This is a genomic window from Dactylosporangium sp. NPDC049140 (assembly GCF_040648435.1).
In genome coordinates this window covers 112,064-134,251 of the sequence record NZ_JBEZDS010000033.1, presented here as the reverse complement: position 1 = coordinate 134,251, position 22,188 = coordinate 112,064, and the positions used below count along the sequence as shown (strand labels likewise).

At 71.8% G+C, this 22,188-nt stretch carries 17 protein-coding genes; 9 read left to right on the top strand and 8 right to left on the bottom strand.

The window, feature by feature from the left end:
• Positions 1–245: 245 nt before the first annotated feature.
• Entirely contained in the window at positions 246–881 is a 636-nt protein-coding gene (locus AB0B76_RS38865) for a hypothetical protein (RefSeq protein ID WP_360385077.1), read from the bottom strand.
• A gap of 82 nt (positions 882–963) precedes the next feature.
• Positions 964–1,857: a hypothetical protein gene (locus AB0B76_RS38860; protein WP_360385075.1), complete on the bottom strand. Its 894-nt coding sequence runs from the start codon at positions 1,855–1,857 to the stop codon at positions 964–966.
• 130 nt (positions 1,858–1,987) lie between these two features.
• Between AB0B76_RS38860 and AB0B76_RS38855 the strand changes: the two genes are divergently transcribed.
• The 4 genes from AB0B76_RS38855 to AB0B76_RS38840 all read left to right on the top strand — a co-directional run bounded on the left by AB0B76_RS38855 (position 1,988) and on the right by AB0B76_RS38840 (position 7,332).
• Entirely contained in the window at positions 1,988–4,609 is a 2,622-nt protein-coding gene (locus AB0B76_RS38855) for a valine--tRNA ligase (RefSeq protein WP_360385073.1), read from the top strand.
• A 79-nt stretch (positions 4,610–4,688) separates the two neighbouring features.
• Entirely contained in the window at positions 4,689–6,014 is a 1,326-nt protein-coding gene (locus AB0B76_RS38850; RefSeq protein WP_360385071.1) for a folylpolyglutamate synthase/dihydrofolate synthase family protein, read from the top strand.
• On the top strand, positions 6,011–6,367 hold the full coding sequence (locus tag AB0B76_RS38845; RefSeq protein ID WP_360385069.1) for a DUF4233 domain-containing protein: 357 nt from the start codon (positions 6,011–6,013) through the stop codon (positions 6,365–6,367). Before AB0B76_RS38850 ends, AB0B76_RS38845 begins: the two co-directional genes overlap by 4 nt.
• On the top strand, positions 6,367–7,332 hold the full coding sequence (locus AB0B76_RS38840) for a WYL domain-containing protein (protein WP_360385067.1): 966 nt from the start codon (positions 6,367–6,369) through the stop codon (positions 7,330–7,332). The genes AB0B76_RS38845 and AB0B76_RS38840 overlap by 1 nt, the downstream gene beginning before the upstream one ends.
• Here the strand turns inward: AB0B76_RS38840 and AB0B76_RS38835 are convergent.
• Complete coding sequence (locus tag AB0B76_RS38835; protein ID WP_360385065.1) at positions 7,321–9,648, bottom strand: VOC family protein; 2,328 nt, start codon at positions 9,646–9,648, stop codon at positions 7,321–7,323. The two genes, AB0B76_RS38840 and AB0B76_RS38835, sit on opposite strands and share 12 nt — an antisense overlap.
• 134 nt (positions 9,649–9,782) lie before the next feature.
• Between AB0B76_RS38835 and ndk the strand changes: the two genes are divergently transcribed.
• Positions 9,783–10,196 carry a nucleoside-diphosphate kinase gene (ndk, locus tag AB0B76_RS38830; protein WP_360385063.1) on the top strand — a complete coding sequence of 138 codons (414 nt, stop codon included), beginning with the start codon at positions 9,783–9,785 and terminating at the stop codon, positions 10,194–10,196.
• A 26-nt stretch (positions 10,197–10,222) separates the two neighbouring features.
• Here ndk and AB0B76_RS38825 read toward each other — a convergent pair whose 3' ends face one another.
• The 3 genes from AB0B76_RS38825 to AB0B76_RS38815 all read right to left on the bottom strand — a co-directional run bounded on the left by AB0B76_RS38825 (position 10,223) and on the right by AB0B76_RS38815 (position 12,503).
• Positions 10,223–10,927, bottom strand: coding sequence for a lysophospholipid acyltransferase family protein (locus AB0B76_RS38825; RefSeq protein WP_360385061.1), 705 nt, complete (start codon positions 10,925–10,927; stop codon positions 10,223–10,225).
• A gap of 98 nt (positions 10,928–11,025) precedes the next feature.
• Complete coding sequence (locus AB0B76_RS38820; RefSeq protein WP_360385059.1) at positions 11,026–11,862, bottom strand: DMT family transporter; 837 nt, start codon at positions 11,860–11,862, stop codon at positions 11,026–11,028.
• Entirely contained in the window at positions 11,859–12,503 is a 645-nt protein-coding gene (locus AB0B76_RS38815; RefSeq protein ID WP_360385057.1) for a phenylalanine--tRNA ligase beta subunit-related protein, read from the bottom strand. Before AB0B76_RS38815 ends, AB0B76_RS38820 begins: the two co-directional genes overlap by 4 nt.
• A gap of 26 nt (positions 12,504–12,529) precedes the next feature.
• Here AB0B76_RS38815 and AB0B76_RS38810 point away from each other — a divergent pair, with 26 nt between their 5' ends.
• Complete coding sequence (locus tag AB0B76_RS38810; protein WP_360385055.1) at positions 12,530–13,135, top strand: XRE family transcriptional regulator; 606 nt, start codon at positions 12,530–12,532, stop codon at positions 13,133–13,135.
• On the opposite strand, the gene ileS is transcribed toward AB0B76_RS38810, so the two are convergent.
• Complete coding sequence (gene ileS / locus AB0B76_RS38805; protein WP_360385053.1) at positions 13,101–16,232, bottom strand: isoleucine--tRNA ligase; 3,132 nt, start codon at positions 16,230–16,232, stop codon at positions 13,101–13,103. The genes AB0B76_RS38810 and ileS overlap by 35 nt on opposite strands.
• A 354-nt stretch (positions 16,233–16,586) precedes the next feature.
• Here ileS and AB0B76_RS38800 point away from each other — a divergent pair, with 354 nt between their 5' ends.
• Positions 16,587–18,110, top strand: a complete 1,524-nt coding sequence (locus tag AB0B76_RS38800; RefSeq protein ID WP_360385052.1) for a glycosyl hydrolase family 18 protein — start codon at positions 16,587–16,589, stop codon at positions 18,108–18,110.
• A gap of 78 nt (positions 18,111–18,188) precedes the next feature.
• Here the strand turns inward: AB0B76_RS38800 and AB0B76_RS38795 are convergent, their stop codons facing one another.
• The gene (locus AB0B76_RS38795; protein ID WP_360385050.1) at positions 18,189–19,034 is read right to left on the bottom strand and encodes a hypothetical protein; all 846 of its coding nucleotides are present in this window, start codon (positions 19,032–19,034) and stop codon (positions 18,189–18,191) included.
• Between the two features lie 66 nt (positions 19,035–19,100).
• On the opposite strand from AB0B76_RS38795, the gene AB0B76_RS38790 reads away from it, so the two are divergent.
• Positions 19,101–19,820: a beta-phosphoglucomutase family hydrolase gene (locus AB0B76_RS38790; RefSeq protein WP_360385048.1), complete on the top strand. Its 720-nt coding sequence runs from the start codon at positions 19,101–19,103 to the stop codon at positions 19,818–19,820.
• Positions 19,817–22,174 (top strand): glycoside hydrolase family 65 protein, encoded by a 2,358-nt coding sequence (locus AB0B76_RS38785; RefSeq protein ID WP_360385046.1) that lies wholly within the window; start codon positions 19,817–19,819, stop codon positions 22,172–22,174. The genes AB0B76_RS38790 and AB0B76_RS38785 overlap by 4 nt, the downstream gene beginning before the upstream one ends.
• The last annotated feature ends 14 nt before the right edge of the window (positions 22,175–22,188 follow it).

Here is a 22,188-nt window from a genome sequence, read left to right as displayed (position 1 = left end):
CGTCGGGCATTCGACGGTGGGGTTGACCTCGTCGGTGTGGAGATGGACTCCTGCGCTATATGGAAAAGGCCGGCCCGCGTCGTGCGGGGCCGGCCTTTTTTGCTGTCCGGGTCAGGTCGGGCATTCGACGGTGGGGTTGACCTCGTCGGTGTGGAGATGGACTCCTGCGCTATATGGAAAAGGCCGGCCCGCGTCGTGCGGGGCCGGCCTTATCGGTGTGGAGGAGGACCTGGAGTGCGGCGATCTTAGTTGCGGTGCTCTACCGCGGTGCGGAGCTCCAGCATCGATTTGGCGGACTCCGGTACGCCGCGGTTCGAGAACAGGGCCACGCCCAAGGAGCCGTTGTCCGCCCAGCCGCAGACCGTCAGGTCCGAGTCGTCGACCTTTGTCGTGCCGCAGCGCATCGTGCCGCCCAGGGCGCCGGTGTCCACGTCTTTGGCGTCGCGTACGCCGCCGGCGTCGTCGGCGACCATGTCGAAGGCGGTCTTCAGGGTGTCCTCGGGCTTCCAGATGCGGGCGGTGCCCGCCACGAGGATCGCGTCAGTGGTGCCCTCGCGGTAGATGAGGCCCACGCTCTTGTCGAGGTTGACCTTCGAGGCGATCGCGTCGCGGATGTACTCGCTGGTCTGCTGGGCCCCGTCGCTCTTGTCGAGGGTGAAGGCGCCGACCTTGTCCGGGGACTTGATCTCGGTGTCGCTCTGGCCCAGGACGCGGAAGACCGTGGGGCCGTAGAAGATGCCGGAGATCAGCAGCGCCGTGGCCGCGACCGAGCCGGTGATGAGCGCGACCCGCTTGAGCGGGATGCGGCTCGCCGGAGTTTCGGTGGGTTCGTCGTCGTCTTCGTAGTACAGGCCGGCGGGACCGCCGTCGGGGTCGACCATCGGCGCACTGTAGCAACTGTGGCTTGGCGCCCGCTGTCAGCGTCCGGAAAGGGGGCGCCGGAGCGCCCCCGAAGATCCGGATCTAGCGGGTCTGGACGGCCTCGCGGATCGCCACGAAGCGGCTCGACGCGGTCGACACGTCCTGGCCCATGAACAGGACCATGCCGACGCTGCCGTGGTCGGCCCACACGCACATGCTCACCTTGAGGCTCTGGGTGCCGGTGCCGAGGTTGTACTGGCTGCTGCCGCACTTCGCGGTGCCGCCCAGGTTGCCCGCCGGGTACTCCGTCGGCGAGGTCACCGTCGTCAGGCCGCTGTTGGAGCCGAAGCCCCGGAACGCCGCGTCGACCTCGGAGCCGGGGGAGAAGAAGGTGCCCGTCGCGGCGACCATGACGACGATGTGCGTCGGGTCGTCGTCCTTCTCGTCCGAGTACACCCCGGTCTCGACCTCTTCGATGCTGTCGATGCTGCCCTTGAGGTCGGTCTCCATGCTCGACTTGAGCGCGTCGGCCTCGTCGCTGGTCTGCTTCGTGAGGCCGCCGGGGAGGGTCGGCGGGGCGGAGACGTGCGCGCCGGCGTCGCGGTAGATGGGGTAGAAGGCGACGCAGGCGATCACCGCGCAGACCAGGAAGACGCCGCCGACCACGCCGAGGGTGATCTTCAGGCCCTTGCCCTTCTTGGGCGGCGGCGGGGGCGCGAAACCCGGCCCGGGGACCGGCGGCTGGTAGACCGGTGTCGGCTGCGGATAGGCGGGGCCGGGCTGCTGGTAGGCCGGCTGACCATAAGGCGACGTAGGCTGCGCCGAAACCGGCGGCTGGCCGTAGGGCTGCGCGGAAACCGGCGGCTGACCATAAGGCTGTGCAGAAACGGGCGGTTGACCATAAGGCTGCGGCGGGGGTGGCGGCTGCTGTCCGTACGGGCCGGGAGCGTTCACCGGCGGCGGGGTGCCGTACTCCGGAGCGAGGTCGTAGGACATCGGCCGGAACGGTTCGGAACGCGGCTCGTCATCCGAGTTCTGCGGCGGGTAGGTCACCGTCGATCAATCTCCTGAGTGTAGGGGCAATGGCGAGCGTAGACCCCCTGCGCGACAGTTCTAGACTTTGCCTGTGACGGATACTCCACGCACGGGGCAGGCAACCCCGGCGCTCTCGGCTCAGTATGCCCCCGGTGAAGTCGAGCAGCGGCGGTACGAGCAATGGGTAGCCGACGGTCTGTTCAAGGCGGACGCGTCAAGCGACAAGCCGCCGTTCTCGATCGTATTGCCCCCGCCGAACGTCACCGGTTCTCTGCACATCGGCCACGCGCTCGACCATTCGGTGCAGGACGCCCTCACGCGGCGTAAGCGCATGCAGGGGTACGAGACGCTGTGGCTGCCCGGCATGGACCACGCCGGCATCGCCACCCAGAACGTGGTCGAGCGGCAGCTCGCCGGTGACGGGCAGTCCCGGCACGACCTGGGCCGCGACGCGTTCGTCGAGCGGGTGTGGCAGTGGAAGACCGAGTCCGGCGGGAAGATCCTGGGCCAGATGACGCGCCTGGGCGACTCGGTGGACTGGAGCCGCGAGCGGTTCACCATGGACGAGGGCCTGTCCCGGGCCGTGCTGACGATCTTCAAGCGGCTCTTCGACGACGGGCTCATCTACCGGGCCGAGCGCATCATCAACTGGTGCCCGCGGTGCCTCACGGCGCTGAGCGACATCGAGGTCGAGCACTCCGACGACGACGGCGAGCTCGTGTCGATCCGCTACGGCGACGGCGACAACGCGATCGTGGTGGCGACCACCCGGGCCGAGACGATGCTCGGCGACACCGCGGTCGCGGTGCACCCGGACGACGAGCGGTACAAGCACCTGATCGGCACCGAGGTCGAGCTGCCGCTGACCGGGCGGCGGATCCCGATCGTCGCCGACGCGCACGTCGACCCGGCGTTCGGCACCGGCGCGGTCAAGGTGACCCCGGCCCACGACCCGAACGACTTCGAGATCGGCCAGCGCCACGACCTGCCGAGCCTCACCGTGATGGACGAGCACGGCGTGATCACCGCGCACGGGCCGTTCCTCGGCCTGGACCGGTTCGAGGCGCGGCCGGCGGTCGTGGCGGCGCTGCGGGCGGACGGCCGGATCGTCGCGGAGAAGCGGCCGTACATGCACGCCGTCGGGCACTGCCAGCGCTGCGGCACCACCGTCGAGCCGCGGCTGTCGCTGCAGTGGTTCGTGCGGACGGAGCCGCTGGCCAAGGCGGCCGGCGACGCGGTGCGCGACGGGCGGGTGCGGGTCGAGCCGCCGGAGCTGACGAAGCGGTACTTCGGCTGGGTCGACAACATGCACGACTGGTGCATCTCGCGGCAGCTGTGGTGGGGGCACCGGATTCCGGTGTGGTACGGGCCGAACGGCGAGGTCGTGTGCGTGGGCCCGGACGATGCGGTCCCGGCCGGCGACGGCTGGACGCAGGACGCCGACGTGCTCGACACCTGGTTCAGCTCGGCGCTGTGGCCGTTCTCCACGCTCGGCTGGCCCGACGAGACCCCGGACCTGGCCAAGTTCTATCCGACGAGCGTGCTTGTCACGGGGTACGACATCCTGTTCTTCTGGGTCGCCCGGATGATGATGTTCGGCCTTTATGCGATGGACGGGCGGCAGCCGTTCGACGTCGTGATGTTGCACGGCATGGTCCGCGACCAGCATGGCAAGAAGATGTCGAAGTCGTTCGGCAACGTCGTGGACCCGCTGGACTGGATCGAGCGCTTCGGCGCCGACGCGACCCGGTTCACGCTGCTGCGCGGGGCGAACCCGGGCGCCGACGTGCCGGTCAGCGAGGAGTGGGTGCAGGGCGCCCGCAACTTCGCCAACAAGCTGTGGAACGCGACGCGGTACGGGCTGGCCGGCGGGGCCACCGTCGAGGGCGAGCTGCCCACGGAGGATCTGAGCACCGTCGACCGCTGGGTCCTGTCCCGGCTGCAGCACGTGATCGGCGAGGTCGACCAGCAGTTCGAGGCGTTCGAGCTGGCGAAGGTGTGCGACACGCTGTACCACTTCGCCTGGGACGACGTCTGCGACTGGTACCTGGAGCTGACCAAGCCGGTGCTCAGCGGCGACGATGAGGCGGCCAAGGCGCGCACCCGCCGGGTCCTGGGGCACGTGCTGGAGAGCCTGCAGCGGCTGCTGCACCCGATCATGCCGTTCGTGACCGAGGAGCTGTGGACGACGCTCACCGGCCGGCCGACGGTCATGCGGGCCGAGTGGCCGGTGGCGGACAAGGAGCTCGTCGACGACGCGGCCGAGCGGGAGCTCGAGAACCTGCAGCGGGTCGTCACCGAGGTCCGCCGGTTCCGGTCCGACCAGGGCGTGAAGCCGGCCCAGCGGGTCGTCGCCCGGCTCGAGGGGCTCGACACGGCCGGGCTGACCGCGCACGAGGGCCTGATCCGTTCGCTGGCCCGCCTCGACCACCCGAAGCAGGGGGACTTCGCGGCGACAGCGAAGCTGGCCGTCGGCGTTGGGGTGACCGTGGAGCTCGACACCCGCGGCACGATCGACGTCGCCGCCGAGCGGGCGCGGCTCACCAAGGACCACGCGGCGGCGGAGAAGGAGGCGGCGCAGTGCCGGGCCAAGCTCGGCAACCCGGCCTTCACCGGCAAGGCGCCGGAGGCAGTTGTGGCCAAGATCCGGGAGCGGCTCGAGGCCGCCGAGGCGGACCTGACCCGCATCGCCGCCCAGCTGGAAACGCTGTGACCGGTCCGGAGCGCGGCGGAGGGGCCGGTCACCTGGAGGCTGAGCTCCTTGTCGCCGCCGAGCGAAGCGAGGAGGCGGCATGACCCGCTCGTTCACCGAGGTCGACCAGGAGCTCAACGCCCGCGGGTTCACCCGCATGGTGTTCGACCTTTCGCGCATCGAGGGGCTGCTCGACTCGCTCGGCAGCCCCCAGCGGGCGTTCCCGGCGATCCATCTGACCGGTACCAACGGCAAGACGTCGACCGCCCGGATGATCGACTCGCTGCTGCGGGCGCACGGGCTGCGCACCGGGCGGTACACCAGTCCGCACCTGCAGAGCATCACCGAGCGGATCAGCATCGAGGGCGAGCCGATCAGCGAGGAGAAGTTCGTCGAGGTGTACGAGGAGGTCGTGCCGCTGGCCGACTACCTCGACGCGCGCAACGACGCCCCGCTGACGTACTTCGACATGACAACGGCGATGGCGTTCGCCGCGTTCGCCGACGCGCCCGTCGACGTGGCCGTGGTCGAGGTGGGCCTGGGCGGCGCGGACGACGCGACGAACGTGCTGCAGGCCCAGACGACGGTGATCACCCCGATCGGCCTCGACCACACCGAGTGGCTCGGCGACACGATCGAGGAGATCGCCTGGGCCAAGGCCGGGATCGTGCACAAGGGCTCGACGCTGATCTGCGCCCTGCAGCCCGAGGAGGCGATGCGGCCGATCCTGGAGCGCTGCGCCGAGGTCGGGGCGACCATGGCCCGCGAGGGGCGCGAGTTCGGGGTGGTCAACCGCGAGCTCGCCGTCGGCGGCCAGGTGCTCACGCTGCAGGGGCTCTCCGGGGTGTACGAGGGGATCTTCCTGCCCCTGCACGGCGAGCACCAGGCGCAGAACGCGGCCATCGCGCTCGCGGCGGTCGAGGCGTTCCTGGGCGCGGGCGCCGAGCGGGCGCTCAACGCCGAGGCGGTGCGCGACGGCTTCGCCGGGACCACCTCGCCCGGCCGGCTGGAGCGGGTGCGCAAGTCGCCGCCGATCCTGCTCGACGCGGCCCACAACGCGCACGGCATGCAGGCCACGGTGCGGGCGCTGACCGAGGAGTTCGCGTTCAGCGGGCTCATCGCGGTCGTCGCGGCCCTGGCCGACAAGGACGTCGAGGGCATGCTGGAGCTGCTGGAGCCGATCACCGAGAGCATCGTGGTGACCCGCAACAGCTCCCCCCGCGCGATGTCGGCCGCCCAGCTGGGCCTGATCGCCGAGGAGCTCTACGGGGCCGATCGCGTGCACGTGGTACCGGACATGCCCGATGCGATCGATGCGGCCGTGACGCTCGCCGAGAGCGACAACGCCGTCCCCGGCACCATCGGCGTCCTCATCACCGGCTCGGTCGTGACCGTGGCCGACGCCCGCGGGCTGCTCAAGCGATGAGCACGCCCGCGGGACTGAAGAACCCGAGCGCGGCGGTGCGCGGCGTCGGGGCCGCGGGCCTCGTCGTCGAAGGGGTCGTACTGCTGCTGGCCCTGCTGCCGCTGGCGAAGCTCGGCCACGGGGACACCACCGCGGCGATCTGGGTCTGCGCCGTCCTCGCGGTCGTGTGCTTCCTGCTCTGCGGGCTGCTCAAGCACTCCTGGGCGTGGACCGCCGGGCTGGCCGTGCAGGTCGCGCTGCTCGCCGGCGGCTTCCTGCACTGGTCGCTGCTCGCCCTGGGCGTCGTGTTCGGGGCGGCCTGGCTGTACGCGCTCTACGTGCGCCGGTCCGTCTACGCGAACAAGCCGGACTGATGCGCGCGAGCCGGCTCCTCTCGACGCTGCTGCTGCTGCAGACCCGGGGCCGGCTGACCGCGCAGCAGATCGCGGACGAGCTCGAGGTGTCGGTGCGCACGGTGTACCGCGACATCGAGGCCCTGTCCGCGTCGGGCGTGCCCGTCTACGCCGATCGCGGGCCCGCCGGCGGGTTCGCGCTGCTGGACGGGTACCGAACCAGCCTTACCGGCCTTACCGCCGACGAGGCCTCCGCGCTGTTTCTCGCCGGCAGCGGCGCCACCGACCTCGGCCTCGGCCCGACCCTGGACGCGGCGCGGCTCAAACTGCTCGCCGCGCTGCCGGCCGAGCAGCGCACGACGGCCGGGCGCATCCAGGAGCGCGTCCACGTCGACGCCCCGGGCTGGTTCCGCGACCCCGAGGCGCCACCGCACCTCGACACGGTCGCCACGGCCGTCTGGGAGCAGCGCAAGATCCGGGTTTTGTACCGCAAGTGGGACGGCGTCGCCGTGGAGCGCGAGCTCGCGCCGCTGGGGCTCGTGCTCAAGGGCACCGCGTGGTACGTGGTCGCGACCGGCCGCTCGCGCACGAACGCCTACCGGATCTCGCGCATCTCGACGCTTGCGCTCACCGACGAGCACTTCACCCGCCCTTCCGACTTCGAGCTGCGCCGGTACTGGCTGGAGTTCTCCGACCGCCTGCAGGAGACGCTCTACTCCGGTGGTTCGGCGACGGTACGGCTGTCGCCGCGCGCGGTTTCGCTGTGGTTCCTGCTCGGGCCGGTCGCGGGGCGGGCGCTGCGGGAATCGGCGGTGGATCTCGACGACGGCAGGGTGCAGGTGGAGGTGCCGATCGAGTCGCTGGAGCACGCCCGGGTCGACTTCGCGCGGTTCGGCGCGGACCTCGAGGTGGTCGCGCCGGACGAGCTGCGCGCGCTCATGCGGGCCGACGCGGCCGCGCTCGTCCGGCTCTACTCAGCGTCGTAGCTCCCACCGGGTCAGGGCGATCGCGTGGCCGTCCGGGTCGCGGAACGTCGCCGAGCACAGCTCCAGCTGCTCGCCCTGCGGCACCACCCGCGGCCGGTGGACGAAGTCGACGCCCTGTTCGCGGAGGCGCTCGTAGGCGTCGTACACGTCGGGGACGTCGAGGTTCAGGTGCACCACCCGGCGGTCGACCGGCGGCATGTCGGCGACGCGGCGCAGCACGACCCGGGCCGAACCGGACTCGAGCACGGCGCTCGTCTCGCCGCTGTCGAGCTCGGTCAGGCCGAGCGTGTCGCGGTAGAAGCGGCGGGAGCGCTGCAGGTCGGACACGATGAGCGTGATGCTCACGCCGTTGACGCCGTCGAGGGGCATCGCCTGCTGGCGGCGGGGGCCGGCGGCCAGGAACTCGGCGACGGCGCCCTCGCTGAGCGGCTGCTCCTCGAGCGCGTCGGCGTCCTCGGTCTCGTCGCCGGTCGCCTCGTCGGCCGGGACGTAGTGCTCGGTCGCGTACGGGTCGGGCGCGACCGGCTCCTCGTCGTCCTCGTCGTCCGGGGCCGCGGGGCGGAAGGCGGGGGGCGCGCTGTAGAGGCCGGCGCCGACGGGGACGGGTCCCTTGCCGTTCGCCGACCACGCGGAGCCCGTGGCCGGCGGGGACTCTTCGACCGCCTCGACCGCCTCGGCCCGGGCCGTCGGCTCCTCGGCCGTCACGGGCTCGGCCTCCGGCTCGGCCAGCTCGCCCTCGATCACCGACGGCTCGACGTGCAGGCTGCGGAAGGGCGGGAGCTCGGACTCGCGGTCGGGGTAGTACGCGGCGGCGGGTCGTGCCTCGTCGGGGCCGGTCCACCACTCGACCTCCGCCGCGGTGCCGGCGTCGGTGTCGAGCTGCGGGGCGGGGACCATGGAGCCCGACTCCGGGATGGTGTACACCTCCGGGCTCGCCTCGATCTCGACCGGCTCCGTGGTGACCGCCTCGGTCGCGGTTGCGGTCTCGGTCGCCGTCGGCTCGGTCTCGACCGGCTGGGTCTCGACCGGCTCCGCTTCCGTCACCGCGGCCTCCGGGACCGCGGTCGGCTCCGGGAGGGCGGGTGGCTCCGGTGTGACGGGGCGGGTGCGGCCGGGGCGGTTGCGGCGGACCCGCTCGTGCGCGCCGCCGCGCGGGTGCGGGCTCGGCCTCCGGTGCTGGCCGCCACCGGGCCGCGGGGTGGAGCGGAGCCGCATGATGATCGGCTCGTCCTCCTCGCCGATGATGGTCTGGCCCTTGGCCGGGGGCTCGATGTCGTCGATGGCCTCGAACTCGGGCTCCGCCTCGGGTTCGGGCTCGGCGCTCGTTGTGATCGGCTCGGGCTCGGTGGTCGTGATCGCTTCGGGTTCGGGGGTCGCCTCGGCCTCGGTCCTGCTTGTCGTGATCGCCTCGGCCCCGTCGGTCGCGGCCGTCTCCGTCGCGGTCGTCTCGGTGTCGATCTCCGGGGCGGCCGGTGCCGTGAACGTCGTCGCGGTCGCGGCGGCGCCGAGTGGCTCCGCGGCGTGGTGGGACGGGTCGCCGGCGGCGTGGCGGGGCTTGTTCTGGCGCAGCGGGAAGCCGAAGCGGGAGCGGCGGCCGGCGGTGCGGGCCGCGTCGGGGATCTGCTCGCCCGGCGGGGCCACGGTGGCGACGGGAGCGCCGACGCGGGCGCCGGCGGGCTCCTCGATCCCGGCCTCGACCGGCGGCAGGTCGGTCAGCGTGGGCGTGTTGTCCGGCGGGAGGTACATGGGGCGGCGGTACGCGTCGTCGGGGTCGGCGGCCTCCGCGCGGGCGCCGTTGTGGTGGGCGTTGAGCGCGCTGTAGTCGTCGCCGCCGACGTCGTCGGCGGGGCGGCGCTGCTCGGTGAGGACGACCTCCTGGTGCGTCTGCACGCGGTCCCAGAGCACGGTGAACTTGCGCGGCGTGCCCTTGAGCACCTGCACTGGCAGGGTGGCGCCGCGCTCCGGCCACTTGTCCACCGGGATCGCCGGATCGGTGCCGGTGACCGTCACGCCCCGGATGCCGGTGGCGGTGATGGTCAGCTTCAACCGGCCGCGGGCACTGCGTCCCTCCTGTGTCGGCCGGGCCGTGATCTCCTCGACGACGGCGGTGCCGTGGACGTACAGCCGAACCTTGTTGCGATTGTTGACCACCATGATCATTACCGGACCGGCCGCAGCCACGATCACGCCGAGCGCGATCACGAGCGGGCTCGACATGCCCAGGCCACAGAAGGCCAGGAACCCGCCGATCACGATCAGCAGCAGTATGACCAGGTTCCGGCTGTCGTTCGATGACGCGCGGTTGCTGGACGGCAAGTCGACCTCCCCAGACGACTGACACCAGGCTATGCCTGATCATCGCCGAAACGGAAGTCTCCGGCACCCTGGCGAGGCGCGCGTCGTGACGCTGGGTAGGCTTCGGGGGTACCGCTGAAAGATGGAGGATTCTCGTGTCGGAGCGCACGCTCGTACTCATCAAGCCCGACGCCGTCCGCCGCGGCCTGGTGGGCGAGGTTCTCGGGCGCTTGGAGCGCAAAGGTCTGACCATCGAGGCGATGGCGCTGCGCACGATGGACGTGGCCCTGGCCGACCAGCACTACGCCGAGCACGTGGATCGCCCGTTCTACCCGCCGCTGCGCGACTTCATGACGAGCGGCAACCTGGTGTCCCTGGTGATCTCCGGCGACGAGGCCATCGCCGTGGTGCGCACCCTGATCGGCGCGACCGACGGCCGGAAGGCGGCCCCGGGCAGCATCCGCGGCGACCTGTCCCTGTCCAACCGCGAGAACCTCGTGCACGCCTCGGACTCCGCGGACAGCGCGAAGCGCGAGATCGCGCTGTGGTTCCCGGGGCTCGCCCTCTAGATCGGCCTGCTTTCGACGGGCCGGGGTCACACCTCGGTGGCGGGCTCGCCGAGCTGGTCGGGGCGCTTCGGGGCGTAGCGGCCGACGTACTCCTGGCCGGTCAGCTGCTGGATCGCGTTCATGAGTTTCAGGGTGACCTCGCGCAGCGCGCGGCTGTCCACCTCGCCGCCGCCCTGCCACTGGCTCAGGTCCAGGGGCTCGCCGATGCGTACCTCGACCTTCGGGCCCAGCTTCGGCAGTGACGCGCCGACCGGCATGACCTGGTCGAAGCCCATGAGGCCGACCGGGATGATCGGCGCCGGGGCGTCGAGGGCGAGCTTGGCCACTCCCGGGCGGCCGCGGTACAGGCGGCCGTCGGTCGAGCGGGTGCCCTCCGGGAAGATGCCCAGCACGTGCCCGGCGCGCAGGACCGGCAGGGCGGCGTCCAGGGCCAGGAGGCTGGCCCGGCCGCCGGAGCGGTCCACGGGGATCTGGTTCAGGCCGTACATGATGTTGCGCAGCGCCGCGCCCTTGACGCCGGGGCCGCGGAAGTACTGGTCCTTGGCGAGGAAGTAGACGTTGCGCGGGGCGATGGCGCCCATCATCACCGAGTCGAGCACCGACTGGTGGTTGCTGGCGAGGATGGCGGCGCCGGTCTTCGGTACGTTGTCGAGGCCGATGATCTTCGGGCGCCAGAGGAGCCGGATCGTGGGTGCCACGGTCATCTTGCCGACCGCATAGAGCGCGGACAAATGCCCTCCACCAGGCTCAACTCGACGCTGCCGCACACTCTAACCGCAGGCCGGAGCGGCGGCAGCCGCGCGGGTGCACAAGGTGGGCAACGCCACCGTCACGAGGCGACGAGGACCAGGGCGGTCGCGGCCAGGCCGAGGCCGGCCAGCTGGACGGGGCGCATGCGCTCGCGGTCGATGCCCATGGCGAGCAGGACCGTGGAGACCGGGTACAGCGACGCGATCGGCGCGATGATGCTCAGGTCGCCGCGCGCGACCGCCAGCAGGTACAGGGCGTTCGCGCTCATGTCGAGCAGGCCCGCCGTCACCAGCCAGCCCCACGACGGGCCCGCCGGCCGGGCGGCGCCGCGGCGCAGGCGGAACAGGGCGAACGGCGCGCCCAGGGCGACCGCGGCGATCTGCGCGCCCGCCATCGGCCACAGGCCCGCGTGGTCGCCGGCGTGGGACAGGGACGTGAAGAACAGGCCGAACGCGGCGCCGGAGAGCAGGGCCAGGCCGACGAGCTTGCCGGTGACCGGGCCGCCGCTGCCGCCGGCCGCGCTGACCAGGCCGATCGCGGCGATCGCGCACGCGGCGCCGGCCAGGGCCAGCGCGCCCGGGCGCTCGCCCCCGGCCAGGCCGAACGCGACGGGGAGGAGGGCCGCGGTGACGGCGCTGATGGGGGCGACGATCGCCATCGCGCCGGCGGCCAGGGCGCGGTAGAAGACGATCATGCCGAGGACGCCGAGCACGCCGGAGGCCGCGCCCCAGGCCAGGGCCCGGCCGGTGAGGGCGCCGGGGACGAGGAGCAGGTAGAGGCCGAGCAGGGGCAGGCTGGCGGCCTTGGAGACCACGACGACCAGCAGGGAGTCGGCGCGCTGGCTGGCCTTGCCGCCGGAGAAGTCGCCGACGCCCCAGACCAGCCCGGACAGCGCGGCCAGGACGATGCCGATCATGCGAGGCGCTCGATCGTGGCCGAGTCCGCGTCGAGCAGCGCCACCAGGGCCTCGGCGGCCGGGTGCAGGTCGGTGCCGAGGCCCTCGAGCAGGAACACGGCCGAGGTGGTGGTGCCGGTGAGCGCGGTGCGCCGGCCCTGGCGCCAGTTCCAGCGGCGGCAGGTCACGGCGACGTCGTCGCGCCAGATCACCTCGCCGGGCTCCGGCGACTCGACCGCCGGGGCGCCGTCCCTGACCGTGTCGAAGGGCTCGTCGCCGGCGGCGCGCACGAGGCGCTCGGGGCCGGCCAGCGCGGCGCGGTCCTCGCCGCCGATGGGTACGGCGAAGCGGATGCTCACGGCGTTGTAGGCGTCGACGATCCGGTTGACCGACGGCACGTCGCCCCGGGACGCCCGCTTGCGCAGCGCCTCCGCCGAGCAGGGGGTGCGCTGGGGCTTGGCGCCGAACGCGCGGTACACGTCGCGCCACGCCTCCAGGTGCGGGTGCGGCGCGCTCAGGTCGCCCGCGGCCTCGATCGCGTCGTGCAGCAGCTTCGGGTCGCCGGGGCCGTTGCGGAGCCCGTCGGCGAGCACTGCGAGCACGGTAGCCTCGTGCCCCACGGAGCGGCACAGGTCGAGGACCTCATCGGCGACGGCGAACATCTGCCATTCGTACCATAATAATGACCGTGAAGGAAAATATGTTGACCGACCGCGAGCGGGACGCCCAGCTGGCGATCGCGCGCCAGGTGAAGGGCCTTCGCCAGGGCAGACGCTGGTCGCTGGACGAGCTGGCGAGCCGCTCGGGTGTGAGCAAGGGCATGCTCGTGCAGATCGAGGGCGCCCGCACCAACCCGAGCATCGGCACGCTGTGCCGGGTCGCCGAGTCCTTCGGGGTGAGCATCGGGCGGCTGCTGGAGGCCGAGCCCGAGCCGGTGGTGAAGATCGTCGGCGCCGACGAGCCCGCGGTGCTGTGGCGCGGGCCGGGCGGCGGCACCGGGCGGCTGCTGCGCGGCGTTAACGACCCCGCGTTCGTCGAGATCTGGGACTGGCGGATGGCGCCGGGGGAGGCGCACGACTCCGGCGACCACACCCCGGGCACGCGGGAGATCATCCACGTGCGCCTGGGCTCGCTACAGGTGGAGGTCGACGGGAACCACTACGAGGTGCAGACCCGGGAGACCATCGACTTCGTGGCCGACCGCCCCCACCGGTACCGCAACGGCGGCACGGTGGAGACGGTCCTCACGATGGTCGTGGTCATGCCCCAAGGGGAGCACGACCGACGGGCGTGACGGTCACCTTGACCGGCTCGCCCTCGCCGACCTCGCCGGCGAAGCCGTCGACGACGGTGCCGAGCTCGACCGAGTTGGCCAGCGTCTCGCCGGCCACGAACGAGCCGTGCGCGTCGAGGGCCGAGGCGACCGTGGCCGGGCCGTCGACCACGACCACGATCCGGTCCGACACGTCGAGGCCGGCGTCGCGGCGGGCCTGCTGGATGACCCGGACCAGGTCGCGGGCGACGCCCTCGGCCGCCAGCTCCGGCGTCACGGTGCTGTCGAGCACGACGACACCCTCGCCGCCGGGCAGCGGCGCCGACTGGGTCGGGTCGGCGGCGACGAGCTTGAGGTCGTACTCGCCCTCCTGCAGCGCAACCCCGCCGGCCGTCACGACCCCGCCGGCCTGGCTCCAGTCGCCGGCCTTGACCGCCTTGATCACCTGCTGGACCTGGCCGCCGAGGCGCGGGCCGAGCACCCGCGGCACCAGGGTCAGCACCGGCGTGCAGTGCGCCGCCACGTCGTCGGTGAACTCGACCCGCTTGACGTTCACCTCGTCGGCGACGAGCGCGGCGAACGGGCGCAGCGCGGCCGCGTCCGGGGTGGCCACGGTCAGCGTCGACAGCGGCAGCCGCACGCGCAGCCCGCGGGCCTTGCGCAGCGACAGCGCGGCCGAGCACACCTCGCGCACCGCGTCCATGCCCGCCACGAGCCGGTGGTCGGCCGGGAAGCCCGTCGCGGACGGCCAGTCGGTCAGGTGTACCGAACGCTCGCCGGTCAGGCCGCGGAAGATCTCCTCGGCGGTCAGCGGGGCGAGCGGCGCGAGCACCTGCGCGAGCGTCGTGAGCACGGTGAACAGCGTGTCGAACGCGTCGTGGTCGCCGGACCAGAAGCGGTCGCGGGACCGGCGCACGTACCAGTTGGTCAGCGCGTCGAGGTAGGCGCGCACGGTACCGCAGGCGCCGGAGATGTCGTAGGCGTCCAGCTGCCGCTCCACCGTGGCCACCAGCTCGCCGGTCTTGGCCAGCACGTACTGGTCGAGCAGGTCGGCGCTGTCGGTCCGGGCCCGCGCGGTGTAGCCCTCGGCGTTGGCGTAGAGCGAGAAGAAGTAGTACACGTTCCACAGCGGCAGCAGCACGTGCCGGACCGAGTCGCGGATGCCTGTCTCCGTCACCGGCATGTCCCCGCCGCGCAGCACCGGCGAGGAGACCAGGAACCAGCGCATGGCGTCGGAGCCGTACTCGTCGAACACCCGGTACACGTCCGGGTAGTTGCGCAGGCTCTTGGACATCTTGCGGCCGTCCTCGCCGAGCAGGATGCCGTGGGACACGCAGCTGCGGAACGCGGGCCGGTCGAACAGCGCCGTGGCCAGCACGTGCATGGTGTAGAACCAGCCGCGGGTCTGGCCGATGTACTCCACGATGAAGTCGCCGGGGTAGTGGTGCTCGAACCAGCCGGCGTTCTCGAACGGGTAGTGCACCTGGGCGAACGGCATCGAGCCGGACTCGAACCAGCAGTCCAGCACCTCGGGCACGCGGCGCATGACGGACTCCCCGGTCGGGTCGTCCGGGTTGGGCCGCGTCAGGTTGTCGATCTCGGGCCGGTGCAGGTCGGTGGGGCGCACGCCGAAGTCGCGCTCGAGCTCGTCGAGCGAGCCGTACACGTCGATGCGCGGGTACTGCGGGTCGTCGGACTTCCACACCGGGATCGGCGAGCCCCAGAACCGGTTCCGGCTGATCGACCAGTCGCGGGCGTTGGCCAGCCACTTGCCGAACGAGCCCTCCTTGATGTGCTCGGGCGTCCAGGTGATCTCCTGGTTGAGCTCCACCATCCGGTCGCGGAAGGCGGTCACCTGCACGAACCAGGAGGAGACGGCCTTGTACACCAGGGGCGTGTCGCAGCGCCAGCAGTGCGGGTACGAGTGCGTGTAGCTGTCGTGGCGCACGACGACGCCGGCCGCCTTGAGGTCGCGGATCACCGGCTTGTTGGCCTCGAAGACCTGCAGGCCCTGGTAGTCCGGGACCAGCGAGGTGAACCGGGTGTGCTCGTCGACGGTGACGACGGTCGGGATGTCCACCGAGGCGCACGCGTTCTGGTCGTCCTCGCCGAAGGCGGGCGCCATGTGCACCACGCCGGTGCCGTCCTCGGTGGTGACGAAGTCGGCCCCGATCACCTGGAACGCGTTCGGGGTGTCGGCCAGGAAGCCGAACAGCGGGGTGTACCGCCGCCCGACCAGCTCGGCGCCGGAGATCGAGCCGACCCGGGTCGCGCCGGCCAGCTCCTTCTCGTAGGCGCCGACGCGGGACCCGGCGAGGATGTACCGCTGCCCGTCCTCCTCGAAGAGGGCGTACTCGATCTCCGGTCCGACCGCGATGGCCAGGTTGGAGGGCAGCGTCCACGGGGTCGTCGTCCAGACCAGGATCTTCTCGCCGGTCTCCAGCGTGAAGGCCACGGTCAGCGCGGGGTCCTGCCGGTCGCGGTAGACGTCCTCGTCCATGCGCAGCTCGGTGTTGGACAGCGGCGTCTCGCAGCGCCAGCAGTAGGCCAGCACCCGGAAGCCCTCGTAGACCAGGCCCTTGTCGTGCAGGGTCTTGAAGGCCCACATGACGCTCTCCATGTAGGGCAGGTCGAGCGTCTTGTAGTCGTTGGTGAAGTCGACCCAGCGGGCCTGGCGGGTGACGTACCGCTCCCACTCGCTGGTGTAGCGCAGCACCGACTCCTTGGTGGCCGCGTTGAACTTGTCCACGCCGAGCTGGAGGATCTCGGCCTTCGTGGTGATGCCGAGCTGCTTCTCCGCCTCGACCTCGGCCGGCATGCCGTGGCAGTCCCAGCCGAAGCGGCGCTCGACGCGGAAGCCCTGCATGGTCTTGTACCGCGGGACGACGTCCTTCGCGTAGCCGGTCAGCAGGTGCCCGTAGTGGGGCAGGCCGTTGGCGAACGGGGGCCCGTCGTAGAACACGTACTCGTTCGAGCCGTCGTCGCCGGCCGGGCGGCGCTCCACCGAGGCCGCGAACGTCGCGTCGCCGGACCAGTAGTCCAGGACCTCGCGCTCGACTTCGGGAAGGTTCGGGCTCGCGGGGACGCCGGTGCCCGTGCGGTGCATCGGGTAGGCCATCGGTGGTCGCACTCCTCGCGTGGTCGGTGTCGCATCCACGCGGGGACGAACCTCGAGGGTCCGCGGTACCACCCCGCTTGCCGCCGTGATCGTGCGTTCGGCGGCCGCTCGTTGGCCGGCTGTAACGGGCCGGTGCCCGTCCGGTTCTACTGGGCCACCGGGGTGGCCGTTCTTCCGGAGGCTCGCCGGTGATGGCCGGGTCGAAGCCTGTACACCGAGGATAGCGCGGCTCCAAACCGCGTTTCGGGGCGGAGCCTTATCGAATAGTAAAGAAACCTTGACATTAAATTGCCGTGCATGGAACGTGGAGGAACACGTCGACGCCCATCGACGTAACCCCCACCTGGAGCCCACATGCGTCCACGCCATGTCACCCTGCTCGCAGGGGGCGGCGCGGCGGTCCTGACCCTCGCCGGGGTCCTGATCGCGCTGCCCGCGTCCGCCGCCGAACTGCTCACCAACCCCGGCTTCGAGACCGGCTCCGCGTCCGGCTGGACCTGCGAGTCCGCGTCGGTCACGTCCGGGTCCGCGCACTCCGGCACCTACAAGCTCGCCGGCACGCCCGGCGGCACGACCGCGCAGTGCTCGCAGACCGTGTCGGTCCAGCCGAACACGAAGTACACCCTCTCGGGGTGGGTCAACGGCTCCTACGTCTTCATCGGCGTGACCGGCGGGGTCGACGCCAGCACCTGGACCCCGGGCACCAGCGGCTACTCGCAGCTCTCGGTGGCCTTCACCACCGGCGCGAGCCAGACCTCGGCGAGCGTGTACGTGCACGGCTGGTACGGCCAGCCCGCCTACACCGCCGACGACTTCTCGCTCAACGGCCCGGGCGGCAATCCGACCACGCTCGAGCCGACCACGCCGTCGAAGTCCCCCTCGGCCTCGGCCTCGCCGTCCAGGTCGCCGTCGAGCTCACCGTCGGCTTCGAGGTCGCCGTCGAGCTCGCCCTCCACGTCGCCGTCGACGCCGCCCGGGCCGCTGCCCAAGCACTTCCTGACCGGGTACTGGCAGGACTTCACCAACCCCGCCACGCCGCTGCGGCTGCGGGACGTGCCAAGCGAGTACGACCTGATCGACGTGGCGTTCGCGGAGGCCACGGCCCAGGCCGGCGGGCTCGCCTTCGCGGTCGACCCCGGGCTGTCCAGCGCGCTCGGCGGCTACTCCGACGCCGACTTCAAGGCCGACGTCGCGACCCTGCACTCGCGGGGCAAGAAGGTCATCCTCTCCGTCGGCGGCGAGGCCGGGCGGGTCAGCGTCGGCGACTCGGGCGCGGCCACGAACTTCGCCAACACCGCGTACGCGCTGATGCAGCAGTACGGCTTCGACGGCATCGACATCGACCTCGAGAACGGGCTGAACCCGACGTACATGGCGCAGGCGTTGCGCTCGCTGCGGGCCAAGGCGGGCGCGAACCTCATCATCACCATGGCGCCGCAGACGATCGACATGCAGTCCACGGGCGGCAGCTACTTCGCCCTCGCCCTGTCGATCAAGGACATCCTCACCGTCGTCTACACCCAGTACTACAACTCCGGCAGCATGCTCGGCTGCGACCAGATGCAGGCGTACTCCCAGGGCACGGTCAACTTCATCACCGCCCTCGCCTGCATCCAGCTGGAGAACGGCCTGCGCCCCGACCAGGTGGCCCTGGGGCTGCCGGCGGGCACGGGCGCGGCCGGCGGCGGCGTGGTCGCCCCCTCCCTGGTCAACCAGGCCCTGGACTGCCTCGCGGTCGGTACCAACTGCGGAACTTTCAAGCCGCCGCACACCTACCCGGGCATCCGCGGGGCCATGACCTGGTCGATCAACTGGGACGTCAAGAACGGCAACGGCTTCGCCAAGACGGTGAAGCCGCACCTGGCCACACTGCCGTAAGCGAAAGCATTCCTCCGCCAACACAGGCCCCGGGGGACCGGACGTTGCCCAGCGTCCGGTCCCCCGGGGCTCCGCCGTTCAGCCGCGGTTGACGATCGCCGCGCGGATGCTCTGCATCGAGCGGGAGGCCTCGTCGACCGTCTTGCCGGCGAAGACCGCGATTGCGATCACCCCGTGGTCGGCCCAGCCGCAGACGGTGGCCGCGCGCCCGTCGAGGCGCGACGCGGCGCAGCGCTGCTCGCCGCCGAGCACGCCCGGGTCGACCTCGCGCACGTTCTGCACCTGGATCTTCGTGCCGAGCTTCTGCAGGCTGGCCTCGAGGTCGCGGGACGGGTCGGTGACCAGGCGGGTCGCCCCGAACACCAGGATCTTCGCCCTGCCGTCGTTCGTGTCCTGGTACGCCACCGTGAACCCGGCCTCGTCGAGGTGGTCGGAGGTCAGCGCGGTCTGCAACTGCTCGGCCGTCTTCTTCGAGCCGGCGTCGGTGAGCCGGGTCAGCCCGGCCACGCCCGCGTCGACGTTCACCGAGGCCGGGTACTGCACCCACCACGGCCGGGCCCACGCGTAGGAGCCGCCGCAGCAGCCCGCGCAGAGGACGAGCAGGAACAGCATCACCCACGGCCACTTGCGGCGGCGCCGGCGGAACTGTGGCGGCGGCGGGAACGGGCCCGGGCGGTACCCCGGGGGCATCGGGCCGTAGCCGGGGGGTACCACCGGGACGTACTGGATCCGGGGTGGCGGTTGCTGTTGCCTCTGCGGGGGTGCCGCGGGCAGGTCCAGGGTCCGGGGCTGCGAGGGGAGGTCGAGCGTGTCCTCCCACTGCCGCCGGCGGCGGGACCCGCCCGGCGGCACGGCGGCCGAGCCGACCCACGTGGGTGAGGCCGGCTGCCGCTGGGTCGGCGACTCGTCCGGCGGTTGTGTCACAACTTGAAGGCTAACGACCCCGCGCATACCGCGCAGAGTTCGCTCCGCGGGGATAACGTCGCAGGAGTGCTGGGTCTACCGGATCACGTCACCGCGTGCCTGTTCGATCTCGATGGTGTGCTGACCCCGACGGCGGTCATCCACAACAAAGCCTGGACCGCGATGTTCAACGAATTCCTCAAGGCCAGGGGCCAGCGGGAGTTCGACCCGGTCCACGACTACAACGACTACGTCGACGGCAAGCCCCGCGAGGCGGGCGTCCGCGACTTCCTCGCCTCCCGCGGCATCTCGCTGCCGCAGGGCTCGCCCGACGACCCGCCCGGGGCCGATACGGTCTACGGGCTGGGCAACCGCAAGAACATCCAGGTGCTGAAGCTGCTCAAGGCCGGGGGGCTGGAGCCGTACCCCGCCTCGGTCACCTACCTGCAGAAGGCGCGCGCGGCCGGGCTGCGCTGCGCCGTGGTGAGCTCCAGCGCCAACACGCTGCAGGTGATCACCTCAACCGGGCTGGCCGCGCTGCTGGAGGCCCGGGTCGACGGGGTCACGATCCGCGAGCGCGGCCTGAAGGGCAAGCCGGCGCCCGACACCTTCCTGGAAGCGGCGCGCGAGCTCGGCGTCGAGCCGGCGCACGCGGCCGTCTTCGAGGACGCGCTCGCCGGGGTGGCCGCGGGCCGGGCCGGCGGCTTTTTCGTCGTGGGCGTCGACCGGGTCGGCGGCGAGCACGCCGCGGACCTGCGGCGCGACGGCGCCGACATCGTCGTCGCAGACCTGGGAGAGTTGCTGTGAGCGTGTTTCCTGTCGAGCCCTGGGCGCTGCGCGAGACCAGCCTGGACGTCGACGTTCTGGCCCGGACCGAGTCGCTGTTCGCGCTGGCCAACGGCCACATCGGGCTGCGCGGCAACCTTGACGAAGGCGAGCCGTTCGGGCTGCCCGGCACCTACCTGAACTCCTTCTACGAGGAGCGCCCGCTGCCCTACGCCGAGGCCGGGTACGGCTTCCCGGAGGAGGGCCAGACCATCCTCAACGTCACCAACGGCAAGGTCTTCCGGCTGCTGGTCGACGACGAGCCGTTCGACGTGCGGTACGGGCAGCTGCACTCCCACGAGCGGGTGCTCGACCTGCGCAGCGGCACCCTGCAGCGCGACGTCGAGTGGTCCTCGCCGGCCGGGCAGCGGATCAAGGTCCGCACCGTCCGGCTGGTCTCGCTGGAGCAGCGCTCGGTCGCCGCGTTCCTCTACGAGGTGGAGCCGGTCGACCAGCCGGCCCGGGTGATCGTGCAGTCCGAGCTGGTGGCCAACGAGGACGTGCCGGCGCCGAGCAAGGACCCGCGGGTCGCCGCCGCGCTCGGGCACGCGCTGGTCGCCGAGGGGGACTACGCCCACGAACTCAACGCCCAGCTGCTGCACCGCACCAACGCCAGCTGCCTGCGCCTCGGGGCCGAGATGGACCACGAGGTCAACGCGCCCGTGCCGGTGCGCTCGCAGACCCAGTCCACCGAGGACTGGGCCCGCACCACGTTCGCCTGCGAGCTGCAGCCCGGCCAGCGGCTGCGGATCGTGAAGTACCTCGCCTACGGCTGGTCCAGCCAGCGCTCCCGGCAGGCGATCCGCGACCAGGTGCACGGCGCCGTGGCCGGGGCCCGGCTCGGCGGCTGGGACGGGCTGGTCAAGGCCCAGCGGACCTACCTCGACGGGTTCTGGGCCCAGGCGGACGTGGAGGTCGACGGCGACGCCGAGATCCAGCAGGCCGTCCGCTTCGGGCTGTTCCACCTCATGCAGGCCGGGGCGCGCGCCGAGGCCCGCCCGATCGCCGCGAAGGGGCTCACCGGCCGCGGCTACGACGGGCACGTGTTCTGGGACACCGAGAGCTTCGTGCTGCCGGTGCTGACGTACACCCATCCCCAGGTCGCCCGCGACGGGCTGCGCTGGCGCCACGACACGCTCGACCTGGCCCGTGACCGGGCCCGTCAGCTGGGTCTCAAGGGCGCCACGTTCCCCTGGCGCACCATCCGCGGCCAGGAGTGCTCGGCCTACTGGCCGGCCGGGACCGCGGGCTTCCACGTCAACGCCGACATCGCCGCGGCCGTGGTCCGCTACGTGCAGGCCACCGGCGACCGGCACTTCGAGGCCGAGTGCGGGCTGGAGCTGCTGGTCGAGACCGCCCGGCTGTGGCGCTCGCTGGGCCACCACGACCGCCACGGCGTGTTCCACATCGACGGGGTGACCGGGCCGGACGAGTACTCCGCGATCGCGGACGACAACATCTACACGAACCTGATGGCGCAGCACAATCTGCGCTCGGCCGCCGACGCCGCCGAGCGGCACCCGGAGAAGGCCCGCGAGTTCGGGGTCGACGACGAGGAGATCTCCTCGTGGCGCGACGCGGCGGCGCGGGTGCACCTGCCCTTCGACCGGGAGCTCGGCGTACACCAGCAGTCGGTGAACTTCACATTGCACCAGGAATGGGACTTCGCGGACACCCCGGCCGACCACTACCCGCTGCTGCTGCACTACCCGTACTTCGACCTGTACCGCCGCCAGGTGGTCAAGCAGGCCGACATCGTGCTGGCGATGCACTGGCGCGGCGACGCGTTCACGCCCGAGGAGAAGGCCCGCAACTTCCACTACTACGACGAGCGCACGGTCCGGGACTCCTCGCTGTCGGCGTGCACCCAGGCGGTCATGGCGGCCGAGGTCGGGCACACCGAGCTCGCGTACGACTACCTGGGCGAGGCCGCCTTCGTCGACCTGTACGACCTGCAGCACAACGCGGGCGACGGGCTGCACATGGCCTCGCTGGCCGGCACCTGGCTGGCGATCGTGGCCGGCTTCGGCGGGATGCGCGACTACGGCGGCGAGCTGTCGTTCATGCCCCGGCTGCCCTCCCGCATCGACAACCTGAAGTTCGCGGTGACGATCCACGGCGACGTGCTGCGGGTGGCGGTCGACCACAAGCACGCCACCTACTCGGTCGATCAGGGGGAGGTCGTGCTGCGTCACCACGGCGACGCGGTGACGGTGAAGGCCGGCGAGCCCGTCACGCTGGGCATTCCCGCCCCGCATCCGGCCACGCCGGCCCCGCGGCAGCCCCGCGGCCGGGCCCCGCATCGGCGGCAGCGGGGAGAACAGGTTCCCGGGTAGGTACTCTGGTATTC

Bases quoted from the DNA above. Each gene is read 5' to 3' on its own strand.
- AB0B76_RS38865 (WP_360385077.1), bottom strand. From the start codon at position 881: ATGGTCGACCCCGACGGCGGTCCCGCCGGCCTGTACTACGAAGACGAC.
- AB0B76_RS38860 (WP_360385075.1), bottom strand. From the start codon at position 1,857: ATGTCCTACGACCTCGCTCCGGAGTACGGCACCCCGCCGCCGGTGAAC.
- AB0B76_RS38850 (WP_360385071.1), top strand. From the start codon at position 4,689: ATGACCCGCTCGTTCACCGAGGTCGACCAGGAGCTCAACGCCCGCGGG.
- AB0B76_RS38845 (WP_360385069.1), top strand. From the start codon at position 6,011: ATGAGCACGCCCGCGGGACTGAAGAACCCGAGCGCGGCGGTGCGCGGC.
- AB0B76_RS38840 (WP_360385067.1), top strand. From the start codon at position 6,367: ATGCGCGCGAGCCGGCTCCTCTCGACGCTGCTGCTGCTGCAGACCCGG.
- AB0B76_RS38820 (WP_360385059.1), bottom strand. From the start codon at position 11,862: ATGATCGGCATCGTCCTGGCCGCGCTGTCCGGGCTGGTCTGGGGCGTC.
- AB0B76_RS38815 (WP_360385057.1), bottom strand. From the start codon at position 12,503: ATGTTCGCCGTCGCCGATGAGGTCCTCGACCTGTGCCGCTCCGTGGGG.
- ileS (WP_360385053.1), bottom strand. From the start codon at position 16,232: ATGGCCTACCCGATGCACCGCACGGGCACCGGCGTCCCCGCGAGCCCG.
- AB0B76_RS38800 (WP_360385052.1), top strand. From the start codon at position 16,587: ATGCGTCCACGCCATGTCACCCTGCTCGCAGGGGGCGGCGCGGCGGTC.